Origin of the sequence: Terrabacter sp. LjRoot27 (genome assembly GCF_964254175.1) — a bacterium.
In the GTDB taxonomy this organism is placed as follows: domain Bacteria; phylum Actinomycetota; class Actinomycetes; order Actinomycetales; family Dermatophilaceae; genus Terrabacter.
Genome location: NZ_CAXUSS020000001.1, coordinates 2,452,427 through 2,469,343, shown reverse-complemented (window position 1 = coordinate 2,469,343; position 16,917 = coordinate 2,452,427). Strand labels below are relative to the sequence as shown.

The 16,917-nt window shown below is 71.4% G+C and carries 15 protein-coding genes; 7 read left to right on the top strand and 8 right to left on the bottom strand.

What is annotated here, in order from left to right; genetic code table 11:
- Nucleotides 1–80: 80 nt before the first annotated feature.
- The 6 genes from cphA to glgC all read right to left on the bottom strand — a co-directional run bounded on the left by cphA (nucleotide 81) and on the right by glgC (nucleotide 8,245).
- Nucleotides 81–2,972 carry a cyanophycin synthetase gene (gene cphA, locus ACSQ2D_RS11590; RefSeq protein WP_435986094.1) on the bottom strand — a complete coding sequence of 964 codons (2,892 nt, stop codon included), beginning with the start codon at nucleotides 2,970–2,972 and terminating at the stop codon, nucleotides 81–83.
- 92 nt (nucleotides 2,973–3,064) lie between these two features.
- The gene (locus tag ACSQ2D_RS11585) at nucleotides 3,065–3,985 is read right to left on the bottom strand and encodes a cyanophycinase (RefSeq protein WP_435986093.1); all 921 of its coding nucleotides are present in this window, start codon (nucleotides 3,983–3,985) and stop codon (nucleotides 3,065–3,067) included.
- Nucleotides 3,986–3,994: 9 nt separating this feature from the next.
- The gene (serB, locus tag ACSQ2D_RS11580; protein ID WP_435986092.1) at nucleotides 3,995–5,242 is read right to left on the bottom strand and encodes a phosphoserine phosphatase SerB; all 1,248 of its coding nucleotides are present in this window, start codon (nucleotides 5,240–5,242) and stop codon (nucleotides 3,995–3,997) included.
- Nucleotides 5,243–5,352: 110 nt separating this feature from the next.
- Complete coding sequence (locus ACSQ2D_RS11575) at nucleotides 5,353–6,084, bottom strand: ZIP family metal transporter (RefSeq protein ID WP_435986091.1); 732 nt, start codon at nucleotides 6,082–6,084, stop codon at nucleotides 5,353–5,355.
- Nucleotide 6,085: 1 nt separating this feature from the next.
- Nucleotides 6,086–6,952, bottom strand: coding sequence for an LLM class F420-dependent oxidoreductase (locus tag ACSQ2D_RS11570; protein WP_435986090.1), 867 nt, complete (start codon nucleotides 6,950–6,952; stop codon nucleotides 6,086–6,088).
- A 33-nt stretch (nucleotides 6,953–6,985) separates the two neighbouring features.
- Complete coding sequence (gene glgC / locus ACSQ2D_RS11565) at nucleotides 6,986–8,245, bottom strand: glucose-1-phosphate adenylyltransferase (RefSeq protein ID WP_435986089.1); 1,260 nt, start codon at nucleotides 8,243–8,245, stop codon at nucleotides 6,986–6,988.
- Nucleotides 8,246–8,347: 102 nt separating this feature from the next.
- On the opposite strand from glgC, the gene glgA reads away from it, so the two are divergent.
- The 3 genes from glgA (at nucleotide 8,348) to ACSQ2D_RS11550 (ending at nucleotide 12,097) form a co-directional block, all read left to right on the top strand.
- Nucleotides 8,348–9,550, top strand: coding sequence for a glycogen synthase (glgA, locus tag ACSQ2D_RS11560; RefSeq protein ID WP_435986088.1), 1,203 nt, complete (start codon nucleotides 8,348–8,350; stop codon nucleotides 9,548–9,550).
- A 126-nt stretch (nucleotides 9,551–9,676) separates the two neighbouring features.
- The gene (locus ACSQ2D_RS11555; RefSeq protein WP_435986087.1) at nucleotides 9,677–10,252 is read left to right on the top strand and encodes a 1-acyl-sn-glycerol-3-phosphate acyltransferase; all 576 of its coding nucleotides are present in this window, start codon (nucleotides 9,677–9,679) and stop codon (nucleotides 10,250–10,252) included.
- Between the two features lie 84 nt (nucleotides 10,253–10,336).
- On the top strand, nucleotides 10,337–12,097 hold the full coding sequence (locus ACSQ2D_RS11550; RefSeq protein ID WP_435986086.1) for an alpha/beta hydrolase: 1,761 nt from the start codon (nucleotides 10,337–10,339) through the stop codon (nucleotides 12,095–12,097).
- A gap of 22 nt (nucleotides 12,098–12,119) precedes the next feature.
- Here ACSQ2D_RS11550 and ACSQ2D_RS11545 read toward each other — a convergent pair whose 3' ends face one another.
- On the bottom strand, nucleotides 12,120–12,854 hold the full coding sequence (locus tag ACSQ2D_RS11545; RefSeq protein ID WP_435986085.1) for a PIG-L deacetylase family protein: 735 nt from the start codon (nucleotides 12,852–12,854) through the stop codon (nucleotides 12,120–12,122).
- Between the two features lie 55 nt (nucleotides 12,855–12,909).
- On the opposite strand from ACSQ2D_RS11545, the gene ACSQ2D_RS11540 reads away from it, so the two are divergent.
- Nucleotides 12,910–13,326, top strand: a complete 417-nt coding sequence (locus ACSQ2D_RS11540) for a pilus assembly protein CpaE (RefSeq protein ID WP_435986084.1) — start codon at nucleotides 12,910–12,912, stop codon at nucleotides 13,324–13,326.
- Between the two features lie 32 nt (nucleotides 13,327–13,358).
- Here the strand turns inward: ACSQ2D_RS11540 and ACSQ2D_RS11535 are convergent, their stop codons facing one another.
- Nucleotides 13,359–14,123, bottom strand: coding sequence for a hypothetical protein (locus tag ACSQ2D_RS11535; protein WP_435986083.1), 765 nt, complete (start codon nucleotides 14,121–14,123; stop codon nucleotides 13,359–13,361).
- A gap of 60 nt (nucleotides 14,124–14,183) precedes the next feature.
- On the opposite strand from ACSQ2D_RS11535, the gene ACSQ2D_RS11530 reads away from it, so the two are divergent.
- From ACSQ2D_RS11530 to ACSQ2D_RS11520, 3 genes are all read left to right on the top strand, one after another.
- Nucleotides 14,184–14,969, top strand: coding sequence for an ABC transporter ATP-binding protein (locus ACSQ2D_RS11530; protein WP_435986082.1), 786 nt, complete (start codon nucleotides 14,184–14,186; stop codon nucleotides 14,967–14,969).
- Nucleotides 14,970–15,122: 153 nt separating this feature from the next.
- Nucleotides 15,123–15,551, top strand: coding sequence for an NfeD family protein (locus ACSQ2D_RS11525; RefSeq protein WP_435986081.1), 429 nt, complete (start codon nucleotides 15,123–15,125; stop codon nucleotides 15,549–15,551).
- 131 nt (nucleotides 15,552–15,682) lie between these two features.
- Nucleotides 15,683–16,858: an SPFH domain-containing protein gene (locus ACSQ2D_RS11520; RefSeq protein ID WP_435986080.1), complete on the top strand. Its 1,176-nt coding sequence runs from the start codon at nucleotides 15,683–15,685 to the stop codon at nucleotides 16,856–16,858.
- Nucleotides 16,859–16,917 lie beyond the last annotated feature (59 nt).

Genomic DNA, 16,917 nt, shown 5'->3' with positions numbered 1-16,917 from the left:
CAGGGTGTTTCGACTGCTCCAACTCCGCCCGGGCGGCTTTGGGATGTTGCGGCGTCGGTCGGCGGGGGTCGACCCCCGCGTCAGATGGCGGTGTCGTCCGACTGGTCCGGCTGCGAGTCCGACGGCACGGCACCCAGGGCCTCGCCCTCGGCCTCGTCGCCCTCCGCCTCGGCGGTCTCGGTCAGCGTGCTGGGATCGAGGTCGGGGTCGCTCGTCGCCGCTGCGGCCGTACCGATGCGGGCACCGGCCTGGGCGTGCTTGGTGCGCTCCTCGAGCTCGGCCACCACCAATGCGTGCTGGTCGACGCACATGACGACGAGGTCGCCGGGGTTGGTGCGCGCAAGCACGTGGCGCGTGGCGTCGAGCTCGTCGAGGACGATCTCGACCTGGCGGCAGCGGGCTCCGTCCTTCATCGCGGCGCGCGCGCCCTCGGCCACGAGCTCGGCCGTCTCACCGGGCTTGCGACCGCGCAGGCGCTCGTCCTCGCGGATGACGAGGACGTCGAAGTGCTGGGCGGCCACCGCCCCGAGCTCGCGCATGTCGTCGTCACGTCGGTCGCCGGCGGCACCGATCATCCCGATGCGCGAGGTCTTGCCGAGGTCGGCCTGGCGCTGCTTCTGGTCGGCGTAGCGGTCGACGAAGGCGCCGAGCTCCTTCATGCCGGCCGCGTTGTGGCAGTAGTCGACGAACACGTCCGCGTTGTCGACCTGGACGAGGTTGAGGCGGCCGGGGGAGAGGTAGTACGTCGTCGCGAAGGTGCGCAGGCCCTGGCGGATGTCGTGGAGCGGGGCCCCTGCCGCGAAGGCTGCGCCCGCGGCGGCGAGCGAGTTGGCGACGTTGAAGCGCGCCGCACCGCCGAACGTCGACGGGAGCAGGTGGGTCCAGGCGAGCTGCATGCTGCGTCGGCCGTGCTTGATGACGATCATCTCGCCGCGCTCGCTCGGCTCGAGCACCACGGCACGTCCTCCGCGGCGGCAGTAGTCGTCGACGAACTCACGGGTCTCGCTGCCGGGCTCGGCCATCGAGAACCAGACGATGCCGCCCGAGCAGCGACGGCGCATGTTGCGCACGTTCGGGTCGTCGGCGTTGAGCACGGCGAAGCCGTCGCGCGGCACCGCCTCGACGATGACGGCCTTGACGTCGGCGAGCTGGCGCAGGGTGTCGATCCCCTTGAGCCCCAGGTGATCCGGAGCGACATTGGTGACCACGGCGATGTCGTTGCGGTCGTAGCCGAGGCCCTCGCGCAGGATGCCGCCCCGGGCGACCTCCATGACGGCGAAGTCGACGCGGGGGTTCTGCAGCACCATCCGGGCCGAGCGCGGGCCGGAGGCGTCGGCCTTGATGACGAGCCGTTCGTCGATGACGACGCCGTCGGTCGAGGTCATGCCGACCTTGCGGCCGAGGCCCTTGAAGATGTGGGCGATCATGCGGGAGGTCGTCGTCTTGCCGTTGGTGCCGGTGACGGCGACGATCGGCACGCGCGACTGTGCGCCGGGCGGGAAGAGCAGGTCGACGACCGGCTTGGCGATGAACTGTGGCTCGCCGATGGTCGGGTGTGTGTGCATGCGGAAGCCGGGGGCGGCGTTGACCTCGCAGATCGCGCCACCCGTCTCGCGCACCGGGTAGGTGATGTCGGGGCAGATGAAGTCGATGCCCGCGACGTCGAGCCCGACCATGCGGGCGGCCTCCTCGGCGATCTCGACGTTGTCGGGGTGCGCGTCGAAGGTGCGGTCGATCGAGATGCCACCGGTCGACATGTTGCCCGTCAGCGCCAGCTTGACCATCTCGCCCTCGGGCGGCACCGACTCGGTCGTGTGCCCCTGGCCCGCGAGGATCTCGAGGGCGTTGGCGTCGACCTTGATCTTCGTCAGCACCTTCTCGTGCCCCACGCCGCGGCGCGGGTCGGCGTTGGTGATCTCGACGAGCTCGGCGACCGTGTGCGTGCCGTCGCCGATGACGTGCGCGGGCACGCGCTCGGCGATGGCCTGCATCCGTCCGCCGACGATGAGGCAGCGGTAGTCGCGACCCGTGACGAAGGACTCGACGATGATCGTGCCGCGACGTGACTCGGCCTTGGCGATGTCGTAGGCCTTCTCCACGTCTGCGTCGCTCATGAGGTTAAGGCAGACCCCGCGGCCGTGGTTGCCGTCGAGCGGCTTGACGACGACGGGGAACCCGATCCGACGCGCGGCCTCGATGGCCCCGCGCAGGGTGCGCACGGCCTCCTGCTTGGGCACGGGCAGCCCGGCCGAGCCGAGGAGCTTGGTCGTGAGGTCCTTGTCGCTGGCGATGTCGACGGCGAGGGCGCCCGTCTTGGACGTCATCGTGGCGCGGATGCGCTGGGCGTGGACGCCCTGGCCGAGCTGGACGAGGGAGGCGGAGTTGAGGCGGATGTAGGGGATGTCCCGCGAGGCCGCCTCCTCGAGGATGGCGGCCGTCGACGGTCCGAACGCCACCCGCTCGGCCTGACGGAGGAAGGCGTTGAACTCCGTCTCGAAGTCGAAGCCGTCCTCGGGCTCCACGAGGTGGTTGATGAGGCGCACGGCGAGCTTGCCCGCGGCGACACCCACGGTCTCGTCGGTGTAGCTGTAGACGACGTTGTACTGGCCGGGCTTGCCCTTGACCGCACGCGTCTTGCCACGGCGCGAGTCGTGCCCCGCGAGGGTCTGCAGCTGCAGCGCCACGTGCTCGGCGACGTGGCCGAGCCACGTCCCCTCCCGCAGCCGCTCGATGAACCCACCCCGCCGACCGAGCGAGCACGTGTGGCGCTCGAGGCCGGGCACGAGGTCGACGAGCTGGTCGGTGAAGCCGGGGAGCGAGACCGTGGGGTACTCCTCGAGGCTGCCGAGGTCGACGACGAGGTGGACGGCCTGCTGGTAGGACCAGACGTTGGGTCCGCGGTAGATCCGGGTCTCGAGGATCTTCAGGTCCGGTCGGGCCGGGCCTGTGGGGGTGGGTACCTCGACGGCCATGGATCTCCTCCTACGGGGTCGTGCGGGACGTGCCGTGCGGCATACCCCGGTCGACCGTTGGTGCGGTTCGGTGCGGCTGGACGAACGGGGACTCAGTGAGCGGCGCTGCTCGTCGACGAGCGCGCCGCACGGACCTTGGCCGGGACGACCGCGCCCTCGATGTCCGGGTGGCGCTCGACGAACGCGGTCAGCTCGACGTGGTCCAGGTCGAACGTACTGCCCGTGGGCAGCGAGTGCACGACCGCACCCGAAACGAGCAGGGGCGCACCGCGACGGGCGTCGGGGGCGTCGGTGATGGCGTTGCGGGCGTTGACGACGAAGATCGAGCCGGCGCCGATGACCGACATGACCCTGCCGCCGCGGATCTCGGCCGCGGTGTTCTCGTCGATGCCCATGCCGAGCAGGTTCGGTGAGGCGGCGACCATGGACATGAGCCGGCCGTAGCGGCCGCGCTGGTCGAAGTGCTGGTCGATGATGACGTCCTCGACGAGGCCGAGGCCGGCCGAGATCTGGCTGGCGCGCTGCTTGGGCGTCAGACCCTCCTCGCCGAGCGAGATCATGTAGCGGCTCATGATCGAGGCGCCGGCCGACGTGCCGGCGACGACGGCGCCGCGCTCGTAGGCGCGGACCACGGCGTCGCCCACGGGCGTGCCGACGATGTTCTGGGCCAGCTTGACCTGGCTGCCGCCGGTGATGAAGACGCCGGTCGCGGTGTCGAGCGCCTCGACCATGGCCGGGTCGTTCGCGTCCCGACGCGTCTCGGGGTGCACGACGGAGTACTCACCACCGCGCAGCCGGGTGAAGACGTCGCGGTAGGCCTCGGACACCTCGTCGGCGTACGAGGACGCCGTGGGGATGACGACGATGTGCGACCGACGGCCGCCGGCCAGCTTGACGAAGCGCTTGAGCACGACCGACCGCCCGATCCGGTCCTCGGCACCGCCGATGATGAGCAGCGTCCTCCGGACGCCGTTCGGGTTCGGGGCTACGGACGAGGAGGCCACGGACTGCATCGCGCCAGCCTAGTGACCGGCGTGCGGGACCGGCGGAGCCTGGGTCGGCGTGCCGTCGTCGAGATCGGCCTCCTCGATCTCCTCGCGGGAGATGCCGAGCAGGTAGAGCACCGAGTCGAGGTAGGGCACGTTGACCGCCGTCTGGGCCTGCTCCTGCACGATCGGCTTGGCGTTGAAGGCGACCCCGAGGCCGGCGACGTCGAGCATGTCGAGATCGTTGGCGCCGTCGCCGATCGCGACGGTGCGGCTGAGCGGGAGGCCCTCCTGCTCGGCGAACTCGCGCAGCGCGCGCGCCTTGCCGGCCCGGTCGACGACCTCGCCGACGACGCGTCCCGTGAGGTGGCCGTCCTCGATCTCGAGCCGGTTGGCCCGGGCGTGGTCGATGCCGAGGTCGTCCGCGAGCTCGCCGACGATCTCGATGAAGCCACCGCTGACGAGGCCGACGGTGAAGCCGAGTCGCTTGAGCGTCCGCACGAGCGTCCGCGCCCCGGGCGTCAGCTGCACCGACTCGCGCACCTCGTCGAGGACCGACTCCGGGAGTCCCGCGAGCGTCGCCACGCGGGCGCGCAGCGACTCCTCGAAGTCGAGCTCGCCCGCCATGGCGCGCGCCGTCACCTCGGCCACCTCGGCCTCCCGGCCGCTGTGCGCGGCGAGCAGCTCGATGACCTCCTGCTGGATGAGGGTCGAGTCGACGTCGAGCACGACGAGGCGGCGGCCGCGCCGCGCGAGCCCGCCGGGGGCGACGGCGATGTCGATGCCCTCGGACGTGGCCACGAGGGCGAGCTCGGTGCGCAGGGACGGCACGTCGGCACCGGAGATGTCGAACTCGACCGTCGTCACGGGGTAGCGCGAGAGCCGGCGGATGCGGTCGATGTTGGCGCCGTGGTCGGCGATGCGGGTCGTGACGAGCGAGACGGCGTCGGCGCTGAGCGGGGCGCCGAGGACGACGACGGCCGCACGTCCCTGGCGCGAGCGGGCGTTGACGCCGGTGCCCTCGACGACCGTCAGGGCGAGGCCGAGCCGGTGGGCGGCCACCGCTGCGGCGTCGCGCAGCTGGTCGACGTGCGCGCCCGGGCGCAGCAGCACCGTCAGGGTGAGGTGGCCGTGCACGGCGACCTGCTGGATGTCGAGGACCTCCGCGTCGACCCCCGACAGCGCTCCGAGGAGCGTGCCGGTGACGCCCGGACGGTCGGCGCCCGTCACGGTGACGCTCAGGGTCTGGATGTCCGTTCCGTCCGTGCTGTTCGCTTCGGTCACCCGGGTCAGGGTAGTGAGCACGCGGGCGCGCCCGCGCCACCTTCCGGCATACGGCCGGTGACGTCCGTCATGGCGGAGGGCGTATGCCGTCCGGCGGCGTCCCGCGCGCCTCAGCCCAGGGCGCTGAGCAGGAAGGCGAGGGCGAAGCCGAGCATCGTCACGAGCCCGACGAGGCGCCCGGCGTGCTCGGTCGCCTCGGGCATCATCGTGTCGGCGAGCATCGTGATGATGGCACCGGCCGCGAACGTCTGGATCCCCGCCACGACGGCCGGTGAGGCACCCTCGAGCAGGACGTAGCCGAGGCCTGCGGCGAGGCCCGACGCCAGCATGACGACGAACCACAGGAGCAGGATCTGGCGCGTCGACCGTCCCGCTCGCTTGAGGCCGGCACTCGCCGACATCGACTCGGGCACGTTGGAGAGGAAGACCGCGGCCACCATCGCGATCCCGACCTCACCGCCGCCGATGACGCTGACACCGATCGCCGCCGACTCGGGTATGCCGTCCAGCAGGGCCCCGAGGACCAGCGCCATCGCGCCCGCCCCCTGTTGGGGCTCACCCGTCGGGCTCTTGCGCCGGTGGCCGCCCCGACGGTCGATGAGCCAGTCGCCGGCGAAGAAGACGAGCGAGCCGCTGACGAGGCCGACGACGACGGGCGCGGCCCCGGCGGAGTGGAACGCCTCCTCGGTGAGCTCGAAGGCGACCGCGCTGATGAGCACACCGGCGCCGAAGGCCATGACGAGGCCGATGACGCGGTACGAGGCGCGGGCGTAGAGCCCGAGGAGCGCGCCGACGAGCAGGGCGGCGCCCCCGACGAGTCCCCAGAAGGTCGCGGTCAGCACGTCACGACGAGCTGACCGCGTTGACCTCGTTGACCTCGTCGCGCCACTGGAGCAGGTCCCGCACCCGCGCGAGGTCGGGGTCCGCCGCGGCGACGCTCGCCGTGAACAGGCGCGTCCCGATGTCGTGGAGCTGCTGGGCGTTGCTCGCGTAGTCGCCCGACTGGTCGGGGTTGCGGCCGGGCACGAAGGCGACGCCGGCCGACCGCTCGATCTCGAGGGGGTCCCGGTCGCGGCGCGCGCACCACTCGTCGAGGACCCGGTGCTTGTGCGCGATCTCCTCGGGACCGCCGAAGCCGTGCCAGATGTCCGCGTGCTCGGCGACGATCCGCAGCGTCTTCTTCTCGCCACCGCCACCGATGAGGATGGGGATGTCGCGGGTCGGGGCGGGGTTGAGCCGCGTCCACCGGTCCCGGATGATCGGCAGGTCGCGCGCCAGGTCGTCGAGGCGGCCGCCGGCCGTCCCGAAGTCGTAGCCGTACTCGTCGTAGTCGAGCTGCTTCCAGCCCGAGCCGATCCCGAGGATCAGGCGTCCCTCGCTCATGTGGTCGACCGTGCGCGCCATGTCGGCGAGCAGGCTCGGGTTGCGGTAGCTGTTGCACGTGACGAGCGCGCCGATCTCGACGGTCTCGGTCGACTCGGCCCACGCGCCGAGCATCGTCCAGCACTCGAAGTGCTGGCCGCCGCTGTCGCCGCTGAGCGGGAAGAAGTGGTCCCAGTTGAGCAGGACGTCGACGCCCATCTCCTCGAGCGTCGCCGCGGTCCGGCGGATCTGGGCCCACGAGGCGTGCTGCGGCGGGATCTGGATCCCGACGCGGGCCGGACGGGAGTCCGTTGCGCTGGCAGGGGGATTCGTGGCAGTGGACGTCATGGTCAGACCTTTGCAGATGTCATCGCGCGATGCTCACCGGGTGACGAGCTGGCCCTTGCCCACGACGACGATGCCGGTCTCGGTGACGTGGAGGCCACGGGCCCGGTCGTGCTCGTGGTCGATGCCGATCTGGCAGCCCTCCGGGATCACGACGTTCTTGTCGATGATCGCCCGGCGGATCTGGGCGTGCCGGTGCACCTCGACGCCGTCGAGCAGGACCGACCCCTGGATGCTCGCGTAGGAGTGCACCTTGACGAGGGGCGAGAGCACCGAGGCGTAGATGTGCGCTCCGGACACGACGACGCCGGGGGAGACCGCGGAGTTGAGGGCCTCGCCGATGCGGTCGCCGCTGCCGTGGACGAACTTCGCCGGCGGGTAGGGGCTGTGGCTCGTGTAGATCGGCCAGTCGTAGTTGTAGAGGTTGAAGACGGGGTGGATCGAGATGAGGTCCATGTGGGCGTCGTAGTACGACTCGATGGTCCCGACGTCGCGCCAGTAGCCGCGGTCGCGGTCGGTGGCGCCCGGCACCTCGTTGTCCTTGAAGTCGTAGACGCCTGCCTCTCCGCGGCTGACGAAGTAGGGCACGATGTCGCCGCCCATGTCGTTGCTGCTCGCCTCGTTGTCGTGGTCGGCGATGACGGCCGCCTCGAGCGCCGCGGCGGTGAAGACGTAGTTGCCCATCGACGCGAGGACCTCGTTGGGGTTGTCGGGCAGGCCCTTGGGGTCCTTCGGCTTCTCGAGGAAGGCCGCGATCTTGGACGGGTCTGCGTCGTCGACCTCGATGACGCCGAACTGGTCGGCGAGGGAGATGGGCTGGCGGATGGCCGCGACGGTGCAGGCTGCCCCCGACTCGATGTGCTGCTCGACCATCGCGCTGAAGTCCATGCGGTAGACGTGGTCGGCACCCACGACGACGACGATGTCGGGCCGCTCGTCGTGCATGAGGTTGAGGCTCTGGTAGATCGCGTCGGCGCTGCCGAGGTACCAGTTCTTGTCGACGCGCTGCTGCGCCGGGACCGTCGTGACGTAGTTGCCGAGGAGCGTCGACATGCGCCACGTCTTCGTCACGTGCGCGTCGAGGCTGTGGGACTTGTACTGCGTCAGGACGACGACCTGGAGGTAGCCGGAGTTGACGACGTTGGACAGGGCCAGGTCGATGAGGCGGTAGATGCCGGCGAACGGCACGGCGGGTTTGGCCCGGTCGGCGGTCAGAGGCATCAATCGCTTGCCCTCACCGCCAGCGAGCACGATCGCGAGGACTTTCGGACCAGCAGCTGGGCTTCGTCGGGCCATGAGCGCCACCCTAGGGCAGGCGTCCGTCGGCTGACAGGTTCAGCACGCAAGATCGGCCGAGCTTTCCGCTCCGCGGGACGGACGCGGCACTAGGGTCGGAACGTGCGCGTCGACATCCTCAGCAAGGAGTACCCGCCGGCCATCTACGGAGGCGCGGGTGTTCACGTGGCAGAGCTCGTCCGGGCCCTGCGAGAGCGCGGTGACATCGACGTGCAGGTGCGCTGCTTCGGCGCCGCGCGCGACGAGCCCGGGACGACGGCCTACGCCGATCTGCCCGAGCTCGCCGCCGGCAACGCGGCGATGCAGACCCTCGGCGTCGACGTCAGCATGGCCGGTGACTGCGTCGGAGCCGACCTCGTCCACTCGCACACGTGGTACGCCAACATGGCCGGCCACCTGGCGTCGCTCCTCGGCGGCATGCCGCACGTCGTGACGGCGCACTCGCTCGAGCCGATGCGTCCCTGGAAGGCCGAGCAGCTCGGTGGCGGCTACCGCGTGTCGTCGTGGGCCGAGCGCACCGCGTACGAGTCGGCCGCTGCAGTCGTCGCGGTCAGCGCGGGCATGCGCGAGGACATCCTCAAGAGCTACCCGTCGCTCGACCCGGCGCGGGTCCACGTGGTGCACAACGGGATCGACTCGCAGCTGTGGTCCGCCGACCGGTCGCCCGAGGCCACCGAGATCGTCCGTCGCCACGGCGTCGACCCCGACAAGCGCTCCGTCGTCTTCGTCGGTCGGATCACCCGCCAGAAGGGCCTGCCCTACCTGCTGCGCGCCTGCGCGCAGCTGCCTCCGGACGTCCAGCTCGTGCTCTGCGCCGGCGCCCCCGACACCCCGGAGATCCTCGCCGAGGTCGAGGGACTCATGAACGAGCTGCGGGCCCAGCGCGAGGGCGTCGTCTGGATCCCCGACATGCTGCCCCGCAACGAGGTCGTCGCCCTGCTGAGCCACGGCACCGTGTTCGCGTGCCCGTCCGTCTACGAGCCGCTCGGCATCGTCAACCTCGAGGCGATGGCGTGCGAGCTCGCCGTCGTCGCCACGGCCACCGGCGGCATCCCCGAGGTCGTCGTCGACGGCGAGACGGGGTGGCTCGTGCCGATCGAGCAGGTCCAGGACGGCACTGGCACGCCGGTCGACCCCGACCGCTTCGTCGCCGACCTCGCCGCCGCACTCACCGACGCCGTCTCCGACGTCGAGCGGGCCCGCGCCTTCGGTCGCGCCGGCCGACAGCGGGCGGTCGACTCGTTCTCGTGGGCCTCCATCGGCGACCGCACCCTCGAGGTCTACCGCTCGGTTCTCGGCCCCTGACGGGTGGCGGCCCGGGCCCGCGCTGCAGCCGCGGACGCACCACACCCACGCGGCACCTCGGCTCCGGCGTGCACCTCGCGTAGGTTGGGGGAGGCGGACGACCGCCGCAGGTCGAAAGGACATGTCATGAGGAGTCGCCTGGCCCGCCTCGTCCTGCGCCTCAGCGGGTGGACCGCGGTGGGTGACGTACCCCGCACCGGCATCCTCGTCGGCGCCCCACACACGTCCAACTGGGACTTCGTCATGATGCTCCTCGTCATGTGGCGGGGCGGGGTCACGCCCCGGGTCCTCATCAAGAAGGAGCTCTTCCGTGGACCACTCGGGTGGCTCCTGCCGCGGCTCGGTGGCATCCCGATCGACCGTGACAACCCCGGCGACGTCGTGCGGGGACTCGTGCGGGAGGCCCGGAGCGGGGAGCCGTTCCTGCTGATCCTCGCTGCCGAGGGCACCCGCACGAAGGGCGGCTACTGGAAGTCCGGCTTCTGGCGCATCGCGCGGTCAGCCGGCCTGCCCATCGCCCTGGCGTTCATCGACGGGCCCTCTCGCACAGCCGGATTCGGGCCCACCATGACAGCCACGGCAGACGTGGTCGCGGACATGGACAAGGTTCGGGCGTTCTACCGCGACAAGCGCGGCATCCACCCCGAACGGCGCACGGAGCCCCGGCTCCGCGAGGAGGCGCAGGCCCGGGCCAAGGGCTGACGCGGTGGGTCTCGGACGGGACGCGAAGCGGTCGCGAATCCGGCGTTCCGGTGGTTGCGGGCCGGGAGGCGTGGGACCGTTCGGATGACACGTCCCGACCCCGCTGACCGGATCGAGCTCGAGATGGCGACTGATGTGGCTGGCCACGAAGCACTGCCCGGCACCGACCCCGGGTCGGTCGAAGGGGCGAACGGGCCGGAGCCCCGCCCCGGACGGCTCCGGGGGCTGCTCCACTTCACGATCCCCGGGTGCTGGGGCGCGGTCCTCTTCGCGGCCCTGTCGTTCACCCCGTCGCTGCTCCCGCGCGGCGGTTTCATCCAGGGACTGGTCTGTGGGATCACCGCATCCATCGGCTACGGCCTCGGGGTCCTCGGCGCATGGCTGTGGCGCGCCTTCGCGGATCGCGAGCCACGCGCGCCCAAGGCGTCGTCCTGGCGCGCCCTGGTCGTCGGCGGAGGCGTGCTCCTGCTCGTCTTCTTCGGCCTCGGGCAGTACTGGCAGCACGAGATCCGCAGCCTGATGGGGGTGACGGAGTACAACATCGCACTCGTGATCGCCTCGCCGCTCGTCGCGGTGTTCTTCTTCGCGGTGTTCCTGCTCATCGGCCGGGGCATCCGACGCGTCTACCACTGGGTCGCGGACCGGCTGAGCCGCCGGTTCGGGCGGCGGGCGGCCGGCGCGACGGGCTGGGTCCTCGTCACGACGATGACCTACCTCGTCATCAGCGGCATCCTGCTCGACGGCCTCGTCAGCGCCATGGACGAGGCCTTCTCGGTCGGCAACACGGTGACGCAGGAGGGAGTGGTCCAGCCCACGAGCGGCCTTCGCTCGGGCGGGCCGGGCTCGATGGTGTCGTGGGACTCCCTCGGTCGGGAGGGACGCACGTTCACGGCGTCGGGGCCCACGGCGAGCGACATCGAGGCGGTCGTCCACCACCCGGCCGAGGAGCCCATCCGCACCTACGCCGGTCTCGACTCGGCCGAGGACGCCGAGCAGCGGGCCGCCCTGGCGGTCGACGACCTCGAGCGGGCGGGCGGCTTCGAGCGGACGAACCTGCTCGTCGTGACGACGACGGGCAGCGGGTGGGTCGACCCTGCGCTGGTCGCCCCCTTCGAGTACCTGACCGGCGGCGACGCGGCCACGGTCGGGATGCAGTACTCGTACCTGCCGTCGTGGCTCTCGTTCCTCGTCGACCAGTCGAAGGCCCGCGAGGCGGGCCGGGCGCTCTTCGACGCGGTCTACGACCGCTGGTCGCGCCTACCGCAGGACTCCCGTCCCAAGCTGTTCGTGTCGGGCGAGAGCCTCGGGACGTTCGGGGGCGAGACGGCCTTCAGCGGGGAGTACGACCTGCGCAACCGGACGGCCGGCACGGTCTTCGCCGGGCCGCCGAACTTCAACACGCTGTTCCGTGAGTTCAGCGACCAGCGTGACCCGGGCAGCCCCGAGATCCAGCCGGTCTACAAGAACGGGCGGACGGTGCGTTTCGCGACCGACCCTGCCGCCTCGATGCCGCCCGAGGGCCAGCCGTGGGACGGCACCCGCGTCCTCTACCTCATGCACCCCTCCGACCCGATCGTGTGGTGGAGCCCCAACCTCGTGTTCAGCGAGCCCGACTGGATCGGTGAGGCTGCCGGCAAGGACGTGCTCCAGGGGATGTTCTGGATGCCGTTCGTGACCTTCTGGCAGGTCACCGCCGACCTCCCGTTCTCCACGGGGGTCCCCGCCGGCCACGGCCACAAGTACACGACCGAGTACGTCGACGCCTGGAATGCCGTGATGCGCCCCGAAGGCGTCACTGCCGACGACCTCGCGGCGGTCCGGACGGCGGTCGCGGCGCTGGGCTAGGCCCTCGCACGGGCGGCGGACGTCAGCCGCCGAGGAGTCTCCCGGTCACGGCATACGGCACGCCGACGAGCTCCGACGGGCCGCCGAGGATCATCCCGAGCAGCTCGGCCGGCTTCGGGTAGTCCTGCCCGAGGGCCGCGAGGTAGGCGTCGTGGGCCGAGAGCGAGGCCACCGCCGCGTCGAAGTGGTCCGTGACGTCGACGAAGTGCGTCGGGTCCGGGTCGGCGACGACGAGCAGCCGGGCGACCTGCCACGGCTCGTGCCCCTCGTCGACGAGGTCCGGGAAGATCCACCGGTTGCCCGCGTCGGCCTTGGCGTCGACGACGGCCAGACCCACCGCCCGGTGGTCGGCCTGGTTGGCGAAACCGCCCGGGAAGCGGTCGGCGTACGTCGACGTGATGACGAGGTCGGGCTTGCGGATCCGGATCTCGCGGGCGATGGCGCGACGCAGTGGGAGGCCGTACTCGACCACCCCGTCGGTGAACCCGTCGAGGAACTCCACGACCCCGACCCCGACCTTCGCCGCTCCGTCCCGCTCCTCCTGCTCGCGCAGCGGACCGGCCTGCTCCGGCGGCACGGTGTCGATGCCGGCCTCCCCGCGCGTCGCCAGCAGGTACGTCACGGTCTTGCCCGCGCGGACCCACCGGTCGACGGCGGCTGCCGTGCCGTACTCGAGGTCGTCCGGGTGCGCGACGACGCACAGCACGGTCTCGAAGGTGCTCTCGTCCAGCGGCTCCAGCCCAGGGTGCTCCGTCATGGACCAAATCTAGGGTTGCTTGGCGAAGTCCGGGGCGGATGTGACGATGGGGACCATGCTGACCCTCGAGCTCGCCCGCCGGCTCTCCGACGCGGGACTGACGTGGAAGCCCGTCTCCGGTGACCGCTTCGTCGTGGCCGTCAGCGGCATGGAGGACGACGTCTTCGTCATCAGCGAGATCACGGTCGACGTCCACCACTTCACGACGGGTGACGTCATCGGCTTCAACGGCACGACCGAGTGGGCTCTCGACAGCGTCGAGCAGGACAAGGCCGTCTGGCTCCCGCGGGAGGACCAGCTGCGTGACCTGCTCGGCGAGTCCTTCGTCTCGCTCGAACAGCTCGAGGGTGGGTATGCCGTGTCGGCCCGTGGGCGTGACGGTGCGGTCGGGCGCCACGCCGACATCGACGCCGAGCGCGCCTACGCGCGGGCGCTGCTCGCGCAGCTCGAGACGCTCGCTCCCGAGGAGTAGCCGGTCGGGCACGCCGTCTCGCGAGCCGATCCTCAGGCGGGGCGCCAGCCCGCGATGGACATGACGGCGACGTTGGTCGCGTCGGCGAGTGCGGCGTCGGCATCGGCGGCGAGGTCGCGCAGCAGTCGCGTCCGGTTCGCCGTGGTGGCGGCGTCGAGCCCGCCAGAACCCAGCGCGGTCCGGTTCGCGTTGCGGTGCGCGACGCGGGAGAGGTTGGCCGAGAGGGCCATGATCCGCAGGGCGCGTCCGGAGGTCGCCGACGGGATGCCCCAGAGGGTCGTGTCGAGCTCGGACTGCGCCTCGGCGCGCGCCTCGTCACCCCACGGGTGGCCGCCGACCTGCTCGAAGCGCATCGTGTGCTCACGCAGGCGGCGCATGAGGTCGCGCTCGATCTCGCGGAGGTCGAGCATCTCCATCCGGTGCCGGGGGAGCGGGTCCGCCTCGTAGGCCGTCCAGTCCGCGCGGACGCCCACGTCCCCCTCGGGGCCGAACTCCGAGAGCGTCGGCACGAGGACCCCGCCGATGCCGGCCACGAAGACGCACTCGCCGGCGTCGGCGGCGTGCGCCGTGGCCGCCGACGACCCACGCGGCATCCGGCTGAGGTCGCCCGGACGGGGAAGCGCCACGAACAGCGCCCGCTCGCCGAGGTCGCGCCAGACGTCGAGCCGGGCCAGGTCACCGGCGACGTGGTCGAGGTCGGGGAAGGCTCGAGCCAGCGCGTCCTTCGTCGCGAGGTCACCGCGCCACGAGGCCGTCACCCACAGCGCGAGGCGCACGGACGCGGGCAGCTCGGACACCCCGTCATCGTAGGGTGCGCCGCCGCGGCGGCCTCGGGGGCCTTGTCATAGGGTCGAGCCATGAGCGACGTCCTCGCCTTCGCCGGAGTCACCGTTCGTCGCGGTGCCTCGACGCTCCTCGACGACGTCACGTGGGAGGTGGAGGAGGGGGAGCGCTGGGTCGTGCTGGGCGCCAACGGTGCCGGCAAGACCACCCTGCTCCAGGTCGCCGCAGCACGGCTGCACCCGACATCCGGTGTCGCCGGCGTCCTCGGTGAGGTGCTCGGCGCCGTCGACGTCTTCGAGCTGCGGCCGCGCATCGGCCTCGCGAGCTCGTCGATGGCCGAGCGGATCCCGGGCGACGAGCTCGTCGGCAACGTCGTCGTCACCGCCTCGTACGGCATCATCGGCCGCTGGCGCGAGACGTACGACCACGTAGACTACGTGCGCGCCATGGAGCTGCTCAAGACCCTCGGGGCCGACCACCTCGCCGACCGTGCCTACGGGACGCTGAGCGAGGGGGAGCGCAAGCGCGTCCAGATCGCGCGGGCGCTCATGACCGACCCCGAGCTGATGCTCCTCGACGAGCCGGCCGCCGGTCTCGACCTCGGCGGCCGCGAGGACCTCGTGCGTCGCCTGGCCGACCTCGCCGCCGACACCGAGGCCCCCGCGATGGTGCTCGTGACGCACCACGTCGAGGAGATCCCGCCGTCGTTCACCGACGTGCTGATGATCCGCGACGGTAGGGTCGTCGCCGCAGGACCCATCCCGCTGACCCTGACGGCCGAGAACCTCAGCAGGACGTTCGGGCTCCCGCTCGTGCTCGAGCAGCACGGTGAGCGCTGGTCGGCGCGGGCCGAGTCCTGATCGCAACCAGTCCCGGCCGCTCGATCCGTAGGTCCCGAGAGGGAACTGAGGCAGAATCGAGAACGTCACAGGAGTGACGCACGGGACATCGGGGCCCGTCGCCGGCGCGGACGAAGGCAGGGTGGGGGGCACGTGGTCGAGGGACACGCTTGGATGGTCTGGCTGGCGGTGGCACTCGTGCTCGTCGCCATCGAGGCGGTCACCGTCGACTTCACCTTCCTCATGCTCGCCGGCGGGGCCGTGGGCGGATCGATCGCCGCAGCCTTCGGGGCGCCCCCCGTGGTGCAGGCCATCGTCGCGGCCCTCGTGGCCGTCGCCCTCCTCGCGATCGTGCGTCCGTGGCTCAAGAACCGCCTGTCGGCCAGCACGCCACAACAGCTCATGGGCGCCGCGGCCCACGTCGGCCGCTCGGCCGTCGCCATCGACCGCGTCAACCCGGCCGGGGGGCGGGTCAAGCTCTCCGGCGAGACGTGGTCGGCGCGCACGCTCGGCGACGACATCGAGCCCGGCGAGGAGGTCGTCGTCGACTCCATCGACGGCGCCACCGCGATCGTGAGCCGCGCCCGCGTCGTGGGGAGCTGAGCCGGCCTCCGGCCCCGCGCCCGGCGACGCCGCCGAACCACCGAACCACCGAGCGGATCGACCGATCCGCCCGCACCAACCGTGCTTCCTCGGGGGAGCACGGACCGCACAGGGAGAAGGTCGAGAAGGTCGTGGACCCGGTACTCATCATTCCGATACTCATCGTCGTCGTGGCGTTCGTGGTCGTGCTGCGCACCGTGCGCATCGTGCCGCAGCAGACGGCACAGATCGTCGAGCGACTCGGCGGCTACAACAAGACGCTGACGGCAGGTATCCACTTCCTGATCCCGTTCGTCGACAAGGTGCGCGCCAACATCGACCTGCGTGAGCAGGTCGTCACCTTCCCGCCGCAGCCCGTCATCACCAGCGACAACCTCGTCGTCAACATCGACACCGTCATCTACTACTCGGTCACCGACGCCAAGGCCGCCGTCTACGAGATCGCCAACTTCATCCAGGGCATCGAGCAGCTGACCGTCACGACGCTGCGCAACGTCATCGGCTCGCTCGACCTCGAGCAGGCCCTGACGAGTCGCGACCAGATCAACGGCCAGCTGCGCGGCGTCCTCGACGAGGCCACCGGCAACTGGGGCATCCGCGTCAACCGCGTCGAGCTCAAGGCCATCGACCCGCCGCACTCCGTCCAGGAGACGATGGAGAAGCAGATGCGTGCCGAGCGCGACCGTCGTGCCGCGATCCTCACCGCCGAGGGCTTCAAGCAGTCGGCCATCCTGACGGCCGAGGGTGAGAAGCAGAGCCAGATCCTGCGGGCCGAGGGCTCGGCGCAGGCCCGCATCCTCGAGGCCCAGGGCCAGGCCCGCGCCATCCAGCAGGTGTTCGCGGCCATCCACCGCGGCAAGCCCACCCAGAAGCTGCTGGCCTACCAGTACCTCCAGGTGCTGCCGCAGCTCGCTCGTGGCGACTCCAACAAGATGTGGATCATCCCGTCCGAGCTGACCGACGCGCTCAAGGGCATCGGCAACGCGCTCGGTGGCAGCGAGCAGGCCCCGACGGGCGGCGACGACGAGGAGCAGTGGGTCGACACCGGCGACGCCGACGACAACGCCTTCGCCGAGACGGTGCTCGAGGACCCGGCCAAGGCACTTGCCGAGGCCCGTGGCCAGGCCGCGCAGGCGAGCGCCGAGTCGACCGAGCACGCCGCACCCATGGGTCGCCAGCTGCCGCCGATGCACCCGGGCGGCGCCGACGTGCCCCCGCCGCCCGCCGCCGCGCCGCCGGTCGTCGCGCCCCCGGCGTCCGTGGAGGACCTGCCCGACGCACCGTCGGAGCCCCCGGTCGCGCGCTGACGGACACCCACCGGCGACACCCACCGGCGACACCACCAGAACGACACCCGGTCACCCTC